Origin of the sequence: Asticcacaulis solisilvae (assembly GCF_017875235.1) — a bacterium.
GTDB classification, from domain to species: domain Bacteria; phylum Pseudomonadota; class Alphaproteobacteria; order Caulobacterales; family Caulobacteraceae; genus Asticcacaulis; species Asticcacaulis solisilvae_A.
In genome coordinates, this window is record NZ_JAGGMI010000007.1 from 122702 (window position 1) to 140589 (window position 17888).

Genomic DNA, 17888 nt, shown 5'->3' on the forward strand with positions numbered 1-17888 from the left:
AATCCGGTGGATAATGCTTAGGATGCATTATCCACCGGTTCAACCCTATTCGCTGCGATTGGCGTACCAGTTGATGTTGCGCGTCAGCAGCATCACCGAGGCGATGACGATGAAGGCGGATACCGCGCCGACCAGCAGCGCATAGTCCTCGAGCCGCATCAGGATGTAGATCAGGCCATAGAGCAGGCTGAAGGCGACCAGTGCGCCGATGAAGCGCCACAGGCTGGCGAAGATCAGGCCGGCATAGCCCGAGATCAGCACGACAGTCGCCGTCGCCGCCACCGCAAACGCGGCGTCAAAGCCGATGCGTTCGGCAAACGACAGCAGCAGCAGGTAGAAGGTGATCTGCGCCAGTCCCACCAGGATATATTGTGCCGGGTGCAGTTCCTTTTTGGCGCGACCGGTGCTTTCAAAGACGAAATAGGTCAGGAAGACGAGGCCGACGAACAGCAGGGCATATTTCAGCGAGCGGCCGACGCTCTTGTACGGATTGGTCGGCTCGACGAAGCTGACCGACACGGCCGACTTGCCGAGCGACGCGAAGGTGCTGGCGTCGGTGACGGCCGGCAGGCCGCGGGCGATGAAGGGGATCTTCCATTCGGCGCGGAAGCCCTTTTTCAGGACAACCTCTCCGGAGTTTGGTGCCGTGGTCGCGTCGCGCGGCAGGGCGCGCGTCACGGGCAGGAAGCCGCCGCCGAAGGACGGATAGTTCCAGTCGCCGGTGATCGACGCGTCGGTCGACTTGGCGAAGGCCAGGAAGGCGATCTCCTGCGCGCCGGTAAAGGTCATGCGCACGCTGACATCGATGGGCGTCTCGGGCGAGATGGCGGTGGGCGCGGCGAACATGTCGAGGTCGAGCGAGCCCGACCGCTCGCCGCTGAAGCTTTGGCGGCCGGTCTTGGCAGGCGCCAAAATGGTAGATGCGCCTCCGATGTTGGCGGCGATATCGCTGCGGGCGCCGCGTGAGTCGCTGGCGCCGGTCAGAAGTTCCGCCTTGTCCCACTGCAGCACCGCGCCGGCGGGTGCTTCGGCGGTGGCGGCCGAGAAGTCGAAATGGGCGTCGAAGGCCATGTCGCTGGTGTAGACCGGCACGCGGAACAGCGAGCGCGAGCGGACTTCGCTTTTCGTCCTGGCCGTGACCTTGCCCGTCACCGGGAAAACGATCAGGGCGCCCGTGCGGCCGTCGACCGTCGACTTGCGGCCCTGGTCGTCGATGACTTCGCGTCGCGGCACGACATAGGGCACGCTGATGACCGGCCCCATGAAGGTCTGTGGTCCGCCGACCAGCCCACCTATTTCCTGGGCCACGGTTTCGGCGCGGTGGGTGCGTTCCAGCAATAGGCCCCAGACGAGCAGGGCCGGTATGGCCATCAGCACGGCCAGCACGCAGACGATGATCAGCTTGGTGCCCTTGGAACGATTGACGATGGGGCGGCGCGAAGGCGGCGTGTCGTCGGGATAGGGCGTTGAAACAGTATCGGTCATATCATCCCCAGCAGGATAAAAGACGGCCGAGATTGGCCGCGCCCGGAGGATATGGCGACTTTGTGGCTTAAATTTGAACAATGTTCAAAAATGAATCACTATACTTAAATGACGGACGCCGCCTTGCGGCGGCGCTGCCTATCTATGCTTCTCGTCAGGTTAAAATTTCCCCGCAACCTTGGCCAATACCTTGTTGCCCATCGAGTTGCCGTAGGCCGACCGGTGGAGGGGCACGCCGGTAATGATAAACGGTGAGGCCTGGATATAGCGCTGACAGGTATTCAGCACGGGATCGATGTGTTTCTTGACCATTTCCTCGACACTATCCATCCAGCCTTGCGCGCCAAAGGTTTCATACCAGAAGGCGACAATATCCGAAGTGTTGGAGCAGACCAGCATGTAAGCGCCCATCAACGGCGCCTTCTGGAAGACGCTGGCGTCGAGTTTTTCCGGGCTCTTCAGCAGCCGGCGAATGCGCAGCGTCTCGCGGATCTTGATGGCGAACATTGTGATGACGCGGATGGCATTGGCCGCGGCGCCGGCGGCTGAGACGACAGGCGACAACGCGGAGCCAACACCGTGCGCCGCCGTCAAAGCGGCGTTGGCGGCAAACTGAGCACCGTCGATAGCCGCCTTGGCAAGCGCGTCCATGGTGTCGCGCTTCAACAGGGTCTGTACCGCCTCGAATGCCTTGGCCGGTGCGCCCGGTTCGATCGCTATGGCGTGTGTGCCGAAACTATATTGCTGATAGGCCCTGTATACTGCCTTGCCGGCGGAGACGAGCGCCTTGACGCCGCCAGAAATCAGCGACAGCAAGGGCAGCATGTCGGCGATCTTTTCCGCCACTTCGAGCAGGCTGCCCATGCCGTTCTCAAGCAGCAGGTTGCGCAGAAAGGCCATGACATCGCGCACCGGTTCGCCGAACAGTTCCGTCAAGGCGGCGCGGATTTCATCGATCTGTGAACTGAAAGCGGCTTTTGCGGCTTCCTTGGCGCTTTCCTTGCCCAGGTTGCCGGCTTCCGTCACGGCCTGTGTCGTCGCGGTCTTGACCTGGTTTACTTCCTTGACGATCTTTTGGTTGCCCGCCTGATAGGCCTTGGCGTGCAGGACCGCCTGTTTCTGGTTGCGCTTGGCCTTCTCCTTGTCGCCGGCATAATTGGCGTCGACGGCGGCTCTCAGATCGGCGGATACGGTCCGGACCTGGTGCTGGATGTCCATGATGCGCAGGTTGATCTGGGCATGTGCAAAGACCTGGCGGATACGGCGTTCGCGGTCCTGGGCAATGTAGTCGAGCGCGGCCTTTTCTTCCGGCGACAGACCCGCGGTCGCCGCAGACTTCAGGGCCTGGTCGAGCGCCGATATGGGCCTTGCAGGTGGCTTGTTGCGATCGGAGCTTTCCCAGGCGGCGCCCTTCGCCTTCTTCCAGGCTTCCAGCGCCAGACGGATATTGCGGAGATTTGCGGCCACACCTGGAGACGCGCCGCCGCCGCCTTTCCAGTAGGCGTCGATGGCTTTGTCGATAGCCTTCATTTCGCTGCTGCGGGGTTGGTTCCACCCCAGCTTGGTCGATTCCAGCCATGCGTTGAGTGTTGGTATGGTCGCCATGTTCGCCCCTGTTTCCCGTTGCGTTTGCTGCAACGGCGCCTGTCACGTCTGATTGTCACTGAACGCCCGCGGCTCGCCGGACCGCATACAAAGCAGAGACATTTGAACGGCACAGGCCGCGAATGTCAACACAATCAGGGTGCGTGGGACGCGCCTAGTGCTGGTCCGCCGGCATGCGGACGATCAGGCCGTCGAGATCGTCCTTGACGATGATCTGGCACGACAGGCGCGAGGTCGGCTGAAGCTCCTGGGCGAAGTCGAGCATGGATTCTTCCATGACCGAGGCAGTGCCGGTCTTATCCGTCCAGGCCTCGTCGACATAGACGTGACAGGTGGCGCAGGCGCAGGCGCCACCGCAGTCGGCATCGATGCCCGGAATGTTGCTCTTGACGGCGCCTTCCATGACGCTCTGGCCGACCTTGACCTCGATCGTGTGTTCTTTGCCGTTATGTTCGATATAGGTGATCTTGGGCATGGAAGGTCTTTAGCAGTAAATGACTGTCTTCCTTACCCGTTTCGTGGGTTTGGCGACAGCGAAAGTATAGCTTTCGCAAGCCATGGGCATTTGCGCAAGCAAATGACGGAAGGGGGATGCCCCTCCCACCGCCTTCGGTCCCCCCTCCCCGCTGCGCAGGGAAGGAAAAGGAATGGAGGGTTAGCCCTTGGCCGGCATCATCTTTTTGATTTCCGCGATAGCCTTCGCGGGATTGAGGCCCTTCGGGCAGACCTGCGCGCAGTTCATGATGGTGTGGCAGCGATAGAGCTTGAAGGGGTCTTCCAGCGCTTCCAGGCGTTCCTTGGTGTTCTCGTCGCGGCTGTCGGCCAGCCAGCGATAAGATTGCAGCAGGGCCGCCGGGCCGAGGTACTTGTCCTGGTTCCACCAGTAGCTGGGGCACGAGGTCGAGCAGCAGGCGCACAGGATGCACTCATAGAGGCCGTCCAGCTTGTCGCGGTTCTTCGGCGTCTGCAGGCGTTCTTTTTCCGGATCGGGCGTCTTCGACTGCAGGTACGGCTCGATCGAAGCATACTGATTGTAGAAGCCCGTCAGGTCCGGCACCAGGTCCTTGACGACCGGCATGTGCGGCAGTGGCGCGATGGTGATGTCGCCAGAGAACTCGTCGTGGCCCTTGATGCAGGCCAGGGTGTTGCGGCCGCCGATATTCATGGCGCACGAACCGCAAATGCCTTCGCGGCACGACCGGCGGAAGCTGAGCGTCGAGTCGATCGTGTTCTTGATGTGGATCAGGCTGTCCAGCAGCATCGGGCCGTGGTCGGCCGAATCCACTTCATAGGTGTCCCAGCTGGGGTTCTCGCCAGTCGCCGGGTCGAAGCGATAGATCTTGTAGGTGCGCGTCGTCCTGGTCCGTTTGGCGGCCTTGTACGTCTTGCCTTTTTTGATCTTCGAATTCTTGGGGAGGGTTAACTCAACCATTTTAATAGACCCGTGCCTTGGGCGCGATGTACGCGATGTCGTTGGTCATGGTGTAGGTGTGGACCGGACGGTAGTCGATGGTGGTGACGCCCGACTTCAGGTCGATCCAGGTCAGGGTGTGCTTCATCCACTCGTCGTCGTTGCGGTTCGGGAAGTCCTCGCGGGCGTGAGCGCCGCGGCTCTCTTTCCGGTTCAGCGCCGAGTCAACGGTGACGACGGCCTGCGAAATCAGGTTGTCGTATTCCAGCGCTTCGACCAGGTCGGTGTTCCAGATCATGCCGCGATCCTTGATGCCGATATAGTCGGACTCTTTAAAGATAGCGGTCAAGCTCTTGGAGCCTTGTTCCAGGGTCTCACCGGTGCGGAAGACGGCGGCGTCAGCCTGCATGGCGGCCTGCATCTTGTCACGCAGGACAGCGGTCGGCGTGCCACCCGAGGCATTGCGGAAGCTGTCGAGGCGATCGAGGTGGGCATCGACGGCTGAGGCCGGCAGCGTCTTGTGCGGCGTGTTCGGCTGGACCAGTTCCTTGGACCGCAGGCCGGCGGCGCGGCCAAACACGACCAGGTCGATCAGCGAGTTGGAGCCCAGGCGATTGGCGCCGTGCACCGACACGCAGGCCGCTTCGCCGACGGCCATCAGGCCCGGCACGACGGTGTCGGGATTGTCGCCCTTCTTGGTCAGGACTTCGCCGTGATAATTGGTCGGGATGCCGCCCATATTGTAGTGGACGGTCGGGATGACAGGGATCGGCTCCTTGGTCACGTCGACGCCGGCGAAGATCTTGGCGCTTTCCGAGATGCCCGGCAGACGCTTGTGCAGGATTTCCGGCGGCAGGTGGTCGAGGTGCAGGTGGATGTGGTCCTTCTTGGGACCGACGCCGCGGCCTTCGCGAATTTCCATGGTCATCGAACGCGAGACAACGTCGCGCGACGCCAGGTCCTTGGCCGACGGTGCGTAGCGTTCCATGAAGCGCTCACCCGCCGAGTTGGTCAGGTAGCCGCCTTCGCCGCGCGCCCCTTCGGTGATCAGGCAGCCCGAACCGTAGATGCCGGTAGGGTGGAACTGCACGAACTCCATGTCCTGCAGCGGCAGGCCGGCGCGCAGCACCATGGCATTGCCGTCGCCGGTGCAGGTGTGGGCCGAGGTCGCCGAGAAGTAGGCGCGGCCATAACCGCCGGTCGCCAGGATGACCAGGTGAGCGCGGAAGACGTGGATGTCGCCGTTGTCGAGCTGCCAGGTGGTGACGCCACGGCAGGTGCCGTCATCCATGATCAGGTCGAGGGCGAAGTGCTCGATGAAGAATTCGACATTGTTGCGCACCGACTGGCCGTACAGGGTGTGCAGCATGGCGTGGCCGGTGCGGTCGGCGGCGGCGCAGGTGCGCTGGACCGGGCCTTCACCGAAGTTCTTGGTCATGCCGCCGAACGGACGCTGATAGATCTTGCCATCCTCAGTACGCGAGAAGGGCACGCCCCAGTGTTCGAGTTCGTAGACGGCCTTGGGCGCGTTGCGCACCAGATATTCGATGGCGTCCTGGTCACCCAGCCAGTCCGACCCCTTGACGGTGTCGTACATGTGCCATTCCCACTTGTCCTCGCCCATATTGCCGAGGCTTGCGGCGACGCCGCCCTGGGCCGCGACCGTGTGTGACCGTGTCGGGAAGACCTTGGTGATGCAGGCGGTCTTGAGACCGGCCTGACCGGCACCGAGTGCGGCGCGCAGACCGGAGCCACCGGCGCCGACGACGACCACGTCATATTCGTGGTTGATGATATTGTACTTGCCGGCAGCCATTTACGCCCCCTGATACACGAGATAGAGCGCGCCGAGGCTGCCGAACAGGACAGCGACGCTCAGGAGAAAGGTGAGGAAGATGCAGACGCCGCGCATCGGACCTTGCAGGTAGTCATCGATGATGACCTTTACGCCCATATACATGTGCCAGACCGCCAGGACGATGCTGACCGCGATGGCGGCCATGTTGAACGGGTTCCTGACGAAGGCGAGAGCAGCGTCAAAGCCGCCTCCGGCGATCTGCCAGGCGCCCCAGGCCGCCCACAGGGTCAGCGGGATCAGGGCCAGCGAGGTAAAGCGTTCGGCCAGCCATTCTCCGGCGCCGTGCTTTTCGGATTTTTTCCAGCTTTGTGCCGAACGGGTCGAAGCGTCGTTCTTGGCGAGGGCTTCCTTGGTGCTCACAGCGCGACCTTTCCCGAAGTGAACAGAACCGCCCAGAAGGCGATGGTCAGGGCGACGCCCAGCAGCATGGTCCAGGTCGCCAGTGTGTCGGCGTCCTTGGGCTTGAAGCTGAGCCCCAGGTCCCAGATCAGGTGGCGCAGGCCGCCGGTCAGGTGGACGAAACCGGCCAGGCTGAGGCCGAACCAGACCAGCAGGCCCAGCGGCGATGCGGCATATTGCAGGAACACCGTGTAGGTTTCGCGTCCCAGCGCCAGACAGATCAGCCAGGCGGCGATCAGGACGATGCCGGCCACCGATGCCGAACCGGTCACACGGTGCAGGATCGAGCTGAGCATGGTGACATGCCAGCGCCAGATCTGAAGGTGGGGGGAAAGCGGCCGCGGTGGCGTGGTGTTGGACATGTGCAGAGCCCTGGACCCGAAGGTTTTAAGCGACGAACTATAAAATCTGTGTGACCGGTATGTTACCGGGCGACAAAGTCGGGGCCTTTTTAAGCCCAAAGGGTGTCATGTCAATAAAGCAATGCCCTTGAAAGGGTCTTTTTGCCTTATCGGTTATGCGTTTGCGACAGGTTCTCAATTGCTGGCGTAACCACACGCGGATAAGGCGAGCAGCCATGGGTGCCGGGCCAAACGTCAAAGCTTCGACAAATTCCTGTTGTTCACTTGTCAGGTGAATGAATTCTTAAGGGACGGGCGCATATGCCTAATAATACGGTAATGCCGCGCGCGGTTCCGTGTCTCAGGGGCATCATTCGAACCTATTCCTGACAGGTGATGTAGACGTGTTTTCTGTTTTGCTTATGGCGGCCGCCCTGCTGGGTCAGGATGGCGCACCTCAGACTCCTGAGTCCGGCGCGGTCAGCGTCGAGGCCTATTCCCGCGATTATGAAGGCCCCAAGAGCGACGCCGAGGCGCGTTACGACTCCACCATCCTGTCCGCCTATTCGTCGAAGGTCGGCCAGATGGAAGGCTCCTGGGAGGTCGCCAACGCGGACGGCCGTAAGCTGATCGGGCTGGAACTGCGCAACGAAGGAGGCGTCCGTGGCCGCCTGGAAGGCGCGTGGCGGTCGATGACGGCCGGCCTGGGCCTGAACGAGACCGGTTTTGTCTCCGACATCAGCCTGATCGGCAACGAGATGGAAGTCAACTACTTCCAGGGTCGCGCCCGCTCGCCGACCATCCTGCACTTGCGCAAAGAGACCGAAAGCCGCTGGCGCGGCACCCTGATGGATGTGGCCGGCCGCAAGGTGCCGGTCGTCATGTCGCGCGCCGTGGTGCGCTAGATCGGTATGATTTTAAGTGGAAACATCATACCGACCTAAGTTTTTTGTTTTGTCGCGATATTTAAGGCGAAAACCCCAAAAAACGCATCTTGGCACTTTTCGCCATATCGCTCTAGCGTCTGATGACATTCGTTTGATAGTTACGCTCTGTGGGATACAGCGTCCCTCTTCCGTCGTCGCTTCGCGCCGCCACCTTCTCCGTAAATGGGGAAGGAACTAGCTGAATTTACGTTTCTTTTTTCCTTCCCCGTTTACGGGGAAGGTGGCATTTGCGGAGCAAATGACGGAAGGGGGAGCCTTTCGATATCTGACCAAATGCATGACGAGGGGCCTACCTGAACACGTCACCCTCTGGTTTGCGGCAACAGCCGGCGGCCAATATCGGCCGCATTGCAGCAAACACTTGCCCTCTGCGTCGTCAGGGTTTAGATGGCCGCCAGATTATTATAGCTGCATGCAGAGGGAGTTCTCATGGCGCGGGCGAAAATTGCTTTGATTGGTGCGGGCATGATCGGGGGCACTCTGGCCCACATCTGCGCGCGTGAGGAACTGGGCGACGTCGTTCTGTTCGACATCACCGAAGGCGTGCCGCAAGGCAAGGCGCTGGATATCGCCGAAGCCACGACGGTTTTCGGTTCGGACGTCGCGCTGAAGGGCGCCAACGACTATGCCGACATCGCCGATGCCGACGTCTGCATCGTCACCGCCGGCGTGCCGCGCAAGCCCGGCATGAGCCGCGACGACCTTTTGGGCATCAACCTGAAGGTCATGAAGGCTGTCGGTGAAGGCATCAAGAAGTATGCCCCGAACGCGTTCGTCATCTGCATCACCAACCCGCTCGACGCCATGGTTTGGGCGCTGCGCGAATTCTCGGGCCTGCCGCACAACAAGGTGATCGGCATGGCCGGCGTCCTCGACTCGGGCCGCTTCGCCTACTTCCTGGCCGAAAAGACCGGCGTGTCGGTCGAAGACATCCACGCCTGGACGCTGGGCGGCCACGGTGACGACATGGTTCCGATGGTGCGCCACTCGACGATCGGCGGCCTGAGCCTGCCGGAATGCGTCGCGCAAGGCTTCTTTACCCAGGACGAGCTTGACGCAATCGTGAAGCGCACGCGCGGCGGCGGCGGCGAAATCGTCGCCCTCTTGAAGACCGGTTCGGCCTTCTATGCGCCGGCGGAATCGGCCGTTGCCATGGCGACCTCGTACCTCAAGGACAAGAAGCGCGTCCTGCCGTGCGCTGCTTATCTTTCGGGCGAATACGGCCTGCGCAACCTCTATGTCGGCGTGCCGGTCGTGATCGGCAAGGAAGGCGCGGAACGCATCATCCAGTTCACGCTGAACGACGACGAAAAGGCGATGTTCGCCAAGTCGGTCGAGTCGGTCCAAGGCCTGATTGCCGCCTGTAAGACCATCGACCCGTCGCTGGCGTAATTGCACGAGTGCACATAAATCCCCATCGGGATTTTACGGAAGCCGCCCCAAACTCGGGGCGGCTTTTTTATTCGGCGGGTGGTACGCAAAAAGCGAGGAAGCCAGAGAGGGCCATCGCCATGAAATTCGCCAAGACGCCTATATGCCTGCTGCTGGTGCTGGCCGGAGTAACCCTGTCGGTTGCTGCGTGTAACCAGCGCGACGCCGCGACGGAAACCACTACCACCACGACGACGACCACAACTTCGGCCGCGCCTCAGGCTTCGGTCAGCGCCAGCGTCGTCGCACGCGCCAGCTTTGACTGCAACCGCGCCCTGCCCGGCGGTGAAACGGCGGTCTGCGCCAATCCCGAGGTCGCGGAACTCGATGTCGAACTGGCCCGTCTCTACAAGGTCGTCGACCTGAAGGTTTCGGACGCCGAACGCACGACCCTGCATCGTCTGCAAGGCGGCTGGCTGCAAAAGCGCGACGCCTGCGCCGAAACCGTCGATGTGAAAGCCTGCCTGCAAACGGCCTATACCGACCGGATCGCCGACCTGCGCGCGGCTTATGCCACGGCGCGCAACGACACGGCCGGCATCAGCGCCGGACCGGTCAGTTGGCGCTGCCCGGGCACGACCAAGCTCATGACCTCGACCTTCGTCAACAGCACGACGCCGGTGGTTATCCTGAAGCGTGACGACAGTTCGGTCGTCCTGACCGGATCGGCCGCGGCGTCCGGTGCGCGATATCAGTCCGCCACGCCGGACGGCGCCTATGAGTTCTGGACCAAGGGCTCCGAAACCCAGCTAACCGTGCCCGGTTCCGCGGCTGTGACTTGCACCCTGGCCGATACGGCGGCAGGGTAACGCCACAAAAGGAGACAGGGCATGAAGACTTCACGTACGATTGTCATGGCCGGGCTGGCCCTTGTGTTGCTCAGCCTCGCGGCCTGCGCCGAGCGGCCCATGGGCAGCCCGGGTGATCCTGCCTTCCTGCGCGGCCTGGCCGACGGGCTGCTGGCTCCGATTTCGTTCGCGCTCAGCCTGTTCTCGGACAGCATCCGCATGTACGCCTTCCCGAACGTCGGGCGGTGGTACGACTTCGGGTTCCTGCTCGGCATCGGTGTCTGGGGCGGGGGCGGCGGTACGGCGGTGCGCTATGTCTATGTCGACCGCGTGTCCCGCCGCCGGATTCCGCCCGATGAAGTGGTTATTGACGACCGCCGGGTATAGGCCTAACGCGGTAGCATGATCACATCGTCGCCGCTTGGCCCCACGCTTGAAACCGCGCGCCTGATCCTGCGCCCACCCGTGCGGGCGGACTTCGACGGACTTTGCGCCTTCCATGCCGATCCTGAAACCATGAAGCACCTGGGCGGCGTCCAGTCGCCGGCCATGGTGTGGCGCACCATGTGCATGATGGCGGGCGCCTGGCACCTGGACGGTTTTCACATGTTCAGCGTCCTCAACAAGGAAACGGGTGAGTGGATGGGGCGTATCGGGCCGCTCTATCCGGAGCAGTGGCCGGACCGCGAAGTCGGCTGGGGCCTGATGGCGCGGCACTGGGGCAAGGGCTATGCCCGCGAAGCCGCCGCGGCAGCCATGGACTATGTCTTCGACGTGCTCAAATGGGATCATGTCGTCCACACCATTGCGCCTGACAACCTGGCGTCGGCGGGCGTTGCAAAGAGCCTCGGCTCCTACGACCAGGGGCCGGGCAAGCTGCCCGATCCGCATGCCGCCGTGGCCGTCAATATCTGGGGCCAGACGCGCGACGAGTGGCAGGTCAACCGGACACGCCCACGAGCCGCGTTCAACGGCATCGAGGTCATAAATGAGCGCGTGATCGGCCATGCGCCCGAACGCGTCCGCGACGCCTTTGCCGACCCGCGAAAGCTGGTCCATTGGTGGGGACCGCACGGCTTTACCAATACAATAGAGGCTTTTGAGCTTCGGCCCGGCGGCGCTTTTCGCGTGACCATGCGCAATGAGCGCGACCAGGACTTTCCGAATGAAAAAACCTTTCACGAAGTGTCGCCGCATCGCATCGTCCTCGAACACCTCCAGCCGGTGCATCACTTTCTGATGACCATGACCTTCGACGCCGAGGGCGAAGGCACGCGGCTTGGCTGGCGCATGCAGTTCGCGCCGTCGCAGCAGGCCAACGCTCTGGGCGATGACCTGGTGCACTTCCTCCATGCCGCCAATGAACAGAATTTCGACCGGCTCGAGGATTTCCTCAGCCGCTGACCAAAAGGATAAGCCATGTCCGACCAGCCCAATTCAGAGACTGAAGTCTTCAAGCTGACGCGCACTTTCGAGGCGCCGCCGCAGGTTGTCTGGTCGGTGTGGACCGAAGCCGATCACCTGGCCAAATGGTTCGGCCCGGCCGGTCTGAAACTGGTCGTGCGGTCGCTGGACCTGACGCCGGGCGGGACGTTTCTCTACGGCATGCAGATGCCGACCGGCGTGACCATGTGGGGCAAGTGGGTGTTCCGCGCCATCGAGAAGCCCAACCGCCTGTCGTATGTCGTTTCCTTCTGCACCGAAGCCGGCGACCCGGTCCGCCACCCGATGGCGCCGTTGTGGCCACTGGAAGTACTGGTTGAGCAGTCGTTCAGCGAAAGCAACGGCAAGACGGTCTTCGAAAGCCGCTCGTGGCCGATCAACGCCACGGCCGAGGAGCGCGCCGTCTTTATTGCCGGTCACGCCGGGATGCAGGCGGCCTTTGGCGGGACGTTCGCGCAACTGGATGCCCATCTGGCCAGTTTGAGCTAAGGATTTTGAGCCCGAAGCATTTCCCGGCAGTGGCCCCCGGTTCGCCGTAGAAAATGCGACAAAACAAAAAATTTTTGAGCATTGTCCGCTTCATTTGAAGCGGACAATGCTCAAAATCCCTTATGGGTTGAATAACGGTGCTTGCCAAAACGGCGCTTCGGGCATTGAATACCGAAGCGCCGCCACCGTCAGGAACTGACCCTATGAAGATTAACGCTTATCTCCATTACAACGGCAATTGCGCCGACGCCCTGGCCTTCTACGAGCAGGTGTTCAACGGCAAGGTCATTTTCCAGCAGACCTTCGGCGAATCGCCGATGAAGGACGATTTTGGCCCGGAGCTTCAGAACGGGATAATGCACGCCACCCTGCAGATTGGCGACGACATTATCCATGCCAGCGACAGCCCGCCGGGCATGTTCAAGACGCCGCAGGGCTTTTCCATCAGCTACGCCACGACCGACACCGTCGCGGCCGAGCGTATTTTTGCCGCCCTTGCCGAGGGCGGCAACGTCTTCATGCCGCTGGCCCCGACCTTCTGGGCGGAGCGTTTCGGCATGGTGACTGATCGTTTCGGCATACCTTGGATGATCAATTGCGATAAGCCGGCCTGAGAGAGCCGGCGACCTACCGGGAGGAGTAACCAATGACTACGATTATACTTGTCGTCCTTGTACTGCTGGTCGCGTTCCTGGCTTTCGTGGCGACGCGGCCCGACACTTTTACCGTCAAGCGTTCCCAGCTTATTCGCGCCAAACCGGCGGACATCTATCCGCTGATCGCCAATTTTCAGCCCGAAGGTTGGGGTAAGTGGTCGCCGTGGGAGGATCTCGATCCGGACCTGCGCCGCGCCTATTCCGGCCCGCCGTCGGGCGTGGGGGCCATCTACGAATGGGAAGGCAACAAGCGCGTCGGCGCCGGCCGCATGGAGATCCACCACGCCGAAGCGCCGTCATCGGTCGACATCAAGCTGGATTTCCTCCGGCCATTCAAGGCGACGAACGACACCCTGTTCAACCTGATCGACGAAGGCGAGGAGACCCTGGTCACCTGGAAGATGACGGGGCCCGTGCCGTTTCCGGCCAAGATCATGCACCTGTTCATGGACATGGATACGCTGGTCGGGAATGACTTCGAAAAGGGCCTTGGCCGGCTGAAGGCGCTGGCTGAAAAGAAGTAATGCCTGACCAGACAGCGAGCGCCGCATTGTTTTTTTAGGCAGCGGCGCTCAACGTCATGCTCCATTCCGGAGCAAACCATGGCCGACACAAGCTTTACCCGTACCGATATAGCCATTGTCATGAGCCGGACCTTCGACGCCGGCCTTGCGCAGGTTTGGCGCGCCTGGACCGACGAAGCGCTTATCTCGCGCTGGTGGGGACCGCACGGGTTTACTACCGACGCGAAGCTGGACGTGCGTCCGTCAGGCCGGTTCGCGCTCATCATGTATGGCGCCGATGACGACGCCTATCCGCTCCAGGGGGAATATCTGGAGGTGGCGGAGCAGAGCCGCCTCGTCATGGAGATGCACCACGACGACCATCCGGCCAACTGGCACGACTACCTCGCCTTGCAGTTCACCAGGGCAGGCGGGGACGAGGATACCCTGCCATCCCTGACGGTCATTACCAAGGTGGCTTTCCAAGCGCTCGGTGACAATGAAACCCAGCTGACGGTCGAGCAGGTCTTCGCCACGCAGGCCGAGCGCGATGCCTTTGACGGCATGGGCTCGACCGAAGGCTGGCGGCAGAGCTTCGAGAAGCTCGACAAGGTGCTGGAAACGCCCAACTAGACTTACCAGGCTTCTACCAAAGCGGACGGCTGGACAATGCGAAAGCGGCAAGCCTAGAACCAGCCTTCAGCCCTCAACACCTTGGCATAGCTGCGGCTGACGGGGGCTTCGACGTCACCTTTGAGCGCCAGCGTCACCCTGCCGTCGCTGCGCATCACATCGCTGACGGCATCCCTGGCTACCCACCACGAGCGATGTACCTGCGAGCCCTCGATGCCGTCGAGCTCGCGGATGGCGTCATAGAGCCGCATCAGGAGCAGGGTCTGGCCGACCGAGGTATGGACCCTGAGATAGTGATCCTCAGCCGACAGGGCATGGATTTCCGCCTTTTGGTACTTGAACGGCAGCCGCCCGCGAAAGGCCTGCGCCGGTTCCTTCCGGTCCGCCTCCGGATGCACGTGGCTCTGGCGCGGCGTGCGCTCAAGCAGATACTGCAAGACCGACATGGCCAGGGTGATGACGGTCACCGGCCGGACGGTATAAAGTATCATGCGCGGGTCCAAGCCATGGCGAAAATAAAGCCCGTCGATCAGCCATACGCTTAGGGTCACCGCCGGCACGGCCAGTACGAACAGCACGATTGCGCCAGCCAGGGGCTCAAGCGCCCTGAAACGGTGGAGAACGAGGCTGACCAACTGGACCGCTACCGTACCGCCCAGCATGGTCGCCAGCCAGTAGCCCATGCGTACGGCAATCGGCGCGTCCTGGCTGCCCATCGCCCCGGTAAAACTGAGGAAAAAGGCCATGGCGATGGCGACGGAATAGACCCGCAGCCACTGCCGCTCGCCCCAGGGATGGGTCACGATGTTGATAAGGCCTGCAACTGGCGAAGCGCCAATGGCAGGGGCCGGCATTTCACGCATCTGGTCGGGCGTTTCGCGCATTGTCTCGGACAGGGAACGGGGACCTGCGACTTATGCGGCAATTCCTCCTGCAAAGAAAGGCCGCATCCGATGACCTCCTTCCTCGATCATTATGCCCACCCGCACTGGCCGGACCTGTCGCTCGTCTCGCATGTTTCACCGGCCGTACAGATCCACCTTGCCGCGGCGGTGATCGCCTTCGCCGTCGCCACCCTCCAGATACTCGGACCCAAGGGCACGACCTTTCACCGCATCGTCGGCTGGGGATGGGTCATCGTCATGTTCACGGTCGCGGTTTCGAGCTTCTTCATCCGCTCGATCAATCACGGCGCCTTCAGCTTCATCCACATCTTGTCGGCCCTCACTCTGATCGCTCTGCCGATCCTGGTTCTGGCGGCGCGGCGCGGCGATATCAAGCGCCACCGTGCACAGGCCTATCAGCTCTATATCGGCGCGCTGCTGATCGCGGGCGTGTTCACCTTTTTGCCTGGCCGGCTGATGTGGCACATATTCTTTGGCTAAAATGGTCTTGTCCGAAAATGTCCCGCCTAAGCGTTTGAAACTGCTTGGATAGCGTGACAGCGTTGTCTTTGCGATAGCGGTAACATGCTTTACAAATCAACGACATTGCGTTTTCGAAGAAAAGCCGTGGCGACTCAATTTTCTGTGATTGAGCGGTTGCACAAATAAGCCTTGGTCTTTATAAAGCGCCCCGATCCTGGACGAGCAACGGCGTTCGCCCTAATTGTCAGACAATTAAAGATTGCGCTACCATATGGCGTTGTGTTCGATTGTCACGCACACATCAGAGCCTTTCACGCTCAATTTGTGATGAATTGAACGGGACCGGCTCTGTCGTTCATTCACTATTGCAAGACCGGTTCCATGAACATTCACGAGCATCAAGCCAAGGCCGTCCTGAAGCAGTTCGGCGTGGCCGTCCCGCGCGGCTATCCCGCCTTCTCTCCGCAAGAGGCCGAAAAGGCCGCCAAGGACCTCGCCAAGGAGGCCGGTTCCAAGGTCTTCGTCGTCAAGTCGCAGATCCACGCCGGTGGCCGCGGCAAGGGCCGTTTCGAAGGCCTGGGCCCCGACGCCAAGGGCGGCGTCCGCGTCGTCAAGTCGCCTGAGGACGTCAAGGCCAACGCCGACGAAATGCTCGGCCGCGTCCTGGTCACCATCCAGACCGGCGACAAGGGCAAGCAGGTCAACCGCCTCTACATCGAAGAAGGCGCCGACATCGTCAAGGAACTGTACCTGTCGCTGCTGGTTGACCGCGAAACCTCCAAGGTCTCCGTCGTCGCTTCGACCGAAGGCGGCATGAGCATCGAAGACGTTGCCCATGACACGCCGGAAAAGATCCACACCTTCACCATCGACCCCGCCACCGGCGTCTTCCCGACCCATGCCCGCGCGCTGGCTTCAGCGCTGGGCCTCAAGGGCGACCTAGCCAAGCAGGGCGCCAAGCTCCTGAACCAGCTGTACACGGCGTTCAACGCCAAGGACATGGACATGCTGGAAATCAACCCGCTGATCATCACGGGTGACGACCGCCTGCTGGTCCTGGACGCCAAGGTGTCCTTCGACGGCAACGCCCTGTTCCGCCATCCGGACATCGTCGAGCTGCGCGACACGACCGAAGAGGACGAGAAGGAAATCGAAGCCTCGAAGTTCGACCTGTCCTACATTGCGCTCGACGGCGAAATCGGCTGCATGGTCAATGGCGCCGGCCTGGCCATGGCCACGCTCGACATCATCAAGCTCTATGGTTCGGAGCCCGCCAACTTCCTCGACGTCGGCGGCGGCGCCACGACTGAAAAGGTTACGGCAGCCTTTAAGATCATCACCTCGGACCCGAAGGTAAAGGGCATCCTGGTCAACATCTTCGGCGGCATCATGAAGTGCGACATCATCGCCCAGGGCGTGATCGCGGCTGTCAAGGAAGTCGGCCTGAAGGTTCCGCTGGTCGTCCGCCTGGAAGGCACCAATGTCGAGCTCGGCAAGAAAATCATCAATGAAAGCGGCCTGAACGTGATCGCCGCCGACGACCTGGCCGATGCGGCCGCCAAGATCGTCAAAGCCGTCAAGGGTTAAGCGCTAATGTCAGTCCTCGTTACCAAGAACACCAAGGTCATCACGCAGGGTTTCACCGGCGCGCAAGGCACCTTCCACTCCGAACAGGCCATCGCTTACGGCACCCAGGTCGTCGGCGGCGTGACCCCCGGCAAGGGCGGCACCACCCACATCGGCCTGCCGGTCTTCGACAGCGTCGCTGAAGCCAAGGATCGCACCGGCGCCGACGCCTCGGCCATCTACGTCCCGCCGCCCTTCGCGGCCGACGCCATCCTGGAAGCCATTGAAGCGGAAATCCCGCTGATCGTCTGCATCACCGAAGGCATTCCGGTGCTGGACATGGTCAAGGTGAAGAAGGCGCTGCAAGGCTCCAAGTCGCGCCTGATCGGGCCGAACTGCCCGGGCGTCTTGACGCCGAATGAATGCAAGATCGGCATCATGCCGGGCAACATCTTCTCCAAGGGTTCGGTAGGCGTTGTTTCGCGCTCGGGAACGCTTACCTATGAAGCCGTGTTCCAGACGACCAATGCCGGCCTCGGCCAGACGACGGCCGTCGGCATCGGTGGCGACCCGGTCAAGGGCACCGAGTTCATTGACGTCCTGGAAATGTTCCTGGCCGACGACGAGACCAAGTCGATCATCATGATCGGCGAAATCGGCGGCTCGGCCGAAGAAGACGCCGCCCAGTTCCTGCGCGACGAAGCCAAGCGCGGCCGCAAGAAGCCGATGGCTGGTTTCATCGCCGGGCGTACTGCCCCGCCGGGCAGAAGAATGGGCCACGCCGGCGCCATCATTTCCGGCGGCAAGGGCGGTGCGGAAGACAAGATCGCGGCCATGGAAGCGGCCGGCATCAAGGTCGCTCCGTCGCCCGCGGCGCTGGGTGAGACCCTGCTGTCGGTTCTGAAGGGCCTGTAACAAACAGAAGTTCTGTTTGTCGGAGGATTAACCCTTTTCCTGCTAAACAGG

The 17888-nt window shown here is 61.7% G+C and carries 20 protein-coding genes; 12 read left to right on the forward strand and 8 right to left on the reverse strand.

The window, feature by feature from the left end; genetic code table 11:
• Window positions 1-45 precede the first annotated feature (45 nt).
• The 7 genes from creD to sdhC all read right to left on the reverse strand — a co-directional run bounded on the left by creD (window position 46) and on the right by sdhC (window position 7120).
• Window positions 46-1485 carry a cell envelope integrity protein CreD gene (gene creD / locus J2X24_RS13235; protein ID WP_209722316.1) on the reverse strand — a complete coding sequence of 480 codons (1440 nt, stop codon included), beginning with the start codon at window positions 1483-1485 and terminating at the stop codon, window positions 46-48.
• A 159-nt stretch (window positions 1486-1644) separates the two neighbouring features.
• A complete protein-coding gene (locus tag J2X24_RS13240; RefSeq protein ID WP_209722319.1) occupies window positions 1645-3090 on the reverse strand; it encodes a hypothetical protein in 1446 nt (481 codons plus the stop codon).
• A 154-nt stretch (window positions 3091-3244) separates the two neighbouring features.
• Window positions 3245-3565 (reverse strand): 2Fe-2S iron-sulfur cluster-binding protein, encoded by a 321-nt coding sequence (locus tag J2X24_RS13245; RefSeq protein WP_209722322.1) that lies wholly within the window; start codon window positions 3563-3565, stop codon window positions 3245-3247.
• Window positions 3566-3745: 180 nt separating this feature from the next.
• Window positions 3746-4522 (reverse strand): succinate dehydrogenase iron-sulfur subunit, encoded by a 777-nt coding sequence (locus tag J2X24_RS13250; protein WP_209722324.1) that lies wholly within the window; start codon window positions 4520-4522, stop codon window positions 3746-3748.
• Between the two features lies 1 nt (window position 4523).
• Window positions 4524-6317 carry a succinate dehydrogenase flavoprotein subunit gene (gene sdhA / locus J2X24_RS13255; RefSeq protein WP_209722326.1) on the reverse strand — a complete coding sequence of 598 codons (1794 nt, stop codon included), beginning with the start codon at window positions 6315-6317 and terminating at the stop codon, window positions 4524-4526.
• Entirely contained in the window at window positions 6318-6719 is a 402-nt protein-coding gene (sdhD, locus tag J2X24_RS13260) for a succinate dehydrogenase, hydrophobic membrane anchor protein (RefSeq protein ID WP_209722331.1), read from the reverse strand.
• Window positions 6716-7120 carry a succinate dehydrogenase, cytochrome b556 subunit gene (gene sdhC, locus J2X24_RS13265; RefSeq protein WP_209722333.1) on the reverse strand — a complete coding sequence of 135 codons (405 nt, stop codon included), beginning with the start codon at window positions 7118-7120 and terminating at the stop codon, window positions 6716-6718. Before sdhC ends, sdhD begins: the two co-directional genes overlap by 4 nt.
• Window positions 7121-7503: 383 nt before the next feature.
• On the opposite strand from sdhC, the gene J2X24_RS13270 reads away from it, so the two are divergent.
• The 9 genes from J2X24_RS13270 (at window position 7504) to J2X24_RS13310 (ending at window position 13989) form a co-directional block, all read left to right on the forward strand.
• Window positions 7504-8004, forward strand: coding sequence for a hypothetical protein (locus J2X24_RS13270; protein WP_209722336.1), 501 nt, complete (start codon window positions 7504-7506; stop codon window positions 8002-8004).
• Window positions 8005-8475: 471 nt separating this feature from the next.
• Window positions 8476-9438 carry a malate dehydrogenase gene (gene mdh, locus J2X24_RS13275; RefSeq protein WP_209722338.1) on the forward strand — a complete coding sequence of 321 codons (963 nt, stop codon included), beginning with the start codon at window positions 8476-8478 and terminating at the stop codon, window positions 9436-9438.
• Window positions 9439-9557: 119 nt separating this feature from the next.
• Window positions 9558-10286 carry an MliC family protein gene (locus J2X24_RS13280; protein WP_209722341.1) on the forward strand — a complete coding sequence of 243 codons (729 nt, stop codon included), beginning with the start codon at window positions 9558-9560 and terminating at the stop codon, window positions 10284-10286.
• Between the two features lie 21 nt (window positions 10287-10307).
• The gene (locus J2X24_RS13285) at window positions 10308-10652 is read left to right on the forward strand and encodes a hypothetical protein (RefSeq protein WP_209722344.1); all 345 of its coding nucleotides are present in this window, start codon (window positions 10308-10310) and stop codon (window positions 10650-10652) included.
• A gap of 15 nt (window positions 10653-10667) precedes the next feature.
• The gene (locus tag J2X24_RS22855; protein ID WP_209722346.1) at window positions 10668-11669 is read left to right on the forward strand and encodes a GNAT family N-acetyltransferase; all 1002 of its coding nucleotides are present in this window, start codon (window positions 10668-10670) and stop codon (window positions 11667-11669) included.
• 15 nt (window positions 11670-11684) lie between these two features.
• The gene (locus J2X24_RS13295; protein WP_209722349.1) at window positions 11685-12197 is read left to right on the forward strand and encodes an SRPBCC family protein; all 513 of its coding nucleotides are present in this window, start codon (window positions 11685-11687) and stop codon (window positions 12195-12197) included.
• A gap of 203 nt (window positions 12198-12400) precedes the next feature.
• A complete protein-coding gene (locus J2X24_RS13300) occupies window positions 12401-12811 on the forward strand; it encodes a VOC family protein (protein WP_209722352.1) in 411 nt (136 codons plus the stop codon).
• Window positions 12812-12843: 32 nt separating this feature from the next.
• On the forward strand, window positions 12844-13377 hold the full coding sequence (locus tag J2X24_RS13305; RefSeq protein ID WP_209722355.1) for an SRPBCC family protein: 534 nt from the start codon (window positions 12844-12846) through the stop codon (window positions 13375-13377).
• A gap of 78 nt (window positions 13378-13455) precedes the next feature.
• The gene (locus J2X24_RS13310; protein ID WP_209722358.1) at window positions 13456-13989 is read left to right on the forward strand and encodes an SRPBCC family protein; all 534 of its coding nucleotides are present in this window, start codon (window positions 13456-13458) and stop codon (window positions 13987-13989) included.
• Window positions 13990-14042: 53 nt separating this feature from the next.
• Here J2X24_RS13310 and J2X24_RS13315 read toward each other — a convergent pair whose 3' ends face one another.
• Complete coding sequence (locus J2X24_RS13315) at window positions 14043-14873, reverse strand: LytTR family DNA-binding domain-containing protein (protein WP_209722361.1); 831 nt, start codon at window positions 14871-14873, stop codon at window positions 14043-14045.
• Window positions 14874-14942: 69 nt separating this feature from the next.
• Here J2X24_RS13315 and J2X24_RS13320 point away from each other — a divergent pair, with 69 nt between their 5' ends.
• The 3 genes from J2X24_RS13320 (at window position 14943) to sucD (ending at window position 17837) form a co-directional block, all read left to right on the forward strand.
• Window positions 14943-15374, forward strand: coding sequence for a DUF2306 domain-containing protein (locus J2X24_RS13320; protein WP_209722364.1), 432 nt, complete (start codon window positions 14943-14945; stop codon window positions 15372-15374).
• A 363-nt stretch (window positions 15375-15737) separates the two neighbouring features.
• Entirely contained in the window at window positions 15738-16943 is a 1206-nt protein-coding gene (gene sucC / locus J2X24_RS13325) for an ADP-forming succinate--CoA ligase subunit beta (RefSeq protein WP_209722367.1), read from the forward strand.
• Between the two features lie 6 nt (window positions 16944-16949).
• Window positions 16950-17837, forward strand: coding sequence for a succinate--CoA ligase subunit alpha (gene sucD / locus J2X24_RS13330; protein WP_209722371.1), 888 nt, complete (start codon window positions 16950-16952; stop codon window positions 17835-17837).
• Window positions 17838-17888: the final 51 nt, after the last annotated feature.

Excerpts from the sequence above, each read along its gene's own strand:
- creD (WP_209722316.1), bottom strand. The coding sequence starts at position 1,485 with ATGACCGATACTGTTTCAACGCCCTATCCCGACGACACGCCGCCTTCG.
- J2X24_RS13245 (WP_209722322.1), bottom strand. The coding sequence starts at position 3,565 with ATGCCCAAGATCACCTATATCGAACATAACGGCAAAGAACACACGATC.
- sucC (WP_209722367.1), top strand. The coding sequence starts at position 15,738 with ATGAACATTCACGAGCATCAAGCCAAGGCCGTCCTGAAGCAGTTCGGC.
- J2X24_RS13285 (WP_209722344.1), top strand. The coding sequence starts at position 10,308 with ATGAAGACTTCACGTACGATTGTCATGGCCGGGCTGGCCCTTGTGTTG.
- J2X24_RS13315 (WP_209722361.1), bottom strand. The coding sequence starts at position 14,873 with ATGCGCGAAACGCCCGACCAGATGCGTGAAATGCCGGCCCCTGCCATT.
- J2X24_RS13295 (WP_209722349.1), top strand. The coding sequence starts at position 11,685 with ATGTCCGACCAGCCCAATTCAGAGACTGAAGTCTTCAAGCTGACGCGC.
- J2X24_RS13280 (WP_209722341.1), top strand. The coding sequence starts at position 9,558 with ATGAAATTCGCCAAGACGCCTATATGCCTGCTGCTGGTGCTGGCCGGA.
- mdh (WP_209722338.1), top strand. The coding sequence starts at position 8,476 with ATGGCGCGGGCGAAAATTGCTTTGATTGGTGCGGGCATGATCGGGGGC.
- sdhC (WP_209722333.1), bottom strand. The coding sequence starts at position 7,120 with ATGTCCAACACCACGCCACCGCGGCCGCTTTCCCCCCACCTTCAGATC.
- J2X24_RS13240 (WP_209722319.1), bottom strand. The coding sequence starts at position 3,090 with ATGGCGACCATACCAACACTCAACGCATGGCTGGAATCGACCAAGCTG.
- J2X24_RS13300 (WP_209722352.1), top strand. The coding sequence starts at position 12,401 with ATGAAGATTAACGCTTATCTCCATTACAACGGCAATTGCGCCGACGCC.
- sdhA (WP_209722326.1), bottom strand. The coding sequence starts at position 6,317 with ATGGCTGCCGGCAAGTACAATATCATCAACCACGAATATGACGTGGTC.
- J2X24_RS13320 (WP_209722364.1), top strand. The coding sequence starts at position 14,943 with ATGACCTCCTTCCTCGATCATTATGCCCACCCGCACTGGCCGGACCTG.
- J2X24_RS13305 (WP_209722355.1), top strand. The coding sequence starts at position 12,844 with ATGACTACGATTATACTTGTCGTCCTTGTACTGCTGGTCGCGTTCCTG.
- J2X24_RS22855 (WP_209722346.1), top strand. The coding sequence starts at position 10,668 with ATGATCACATCGTCGCCGCTTGGCCCCACGCTTGAAACCGCGCGCCTG.
- J2X24_RS13250 (WP_209722324.1), bottom strand. The coding sequence starts at position 4,522 with ATGGTTGAGTTAACCCTCCCCAAGAATTCGAAGATCAAAAAAGGCAAG.
- sucD (WP_209722371.1), top strand. The coding sequence starts at position 16,950 with ATGTCAGTCCTCGTTACCAAGAACACCAAGGTCATCACGCAGGGTTTC.
- J2X24_RS13310 (WP_209722358.1), top strand. The coding sequence starts at position 13,456 with ATGGCCGACACAAGCTTTACCCGTACCGATATAGCCATTGTCATGAGC.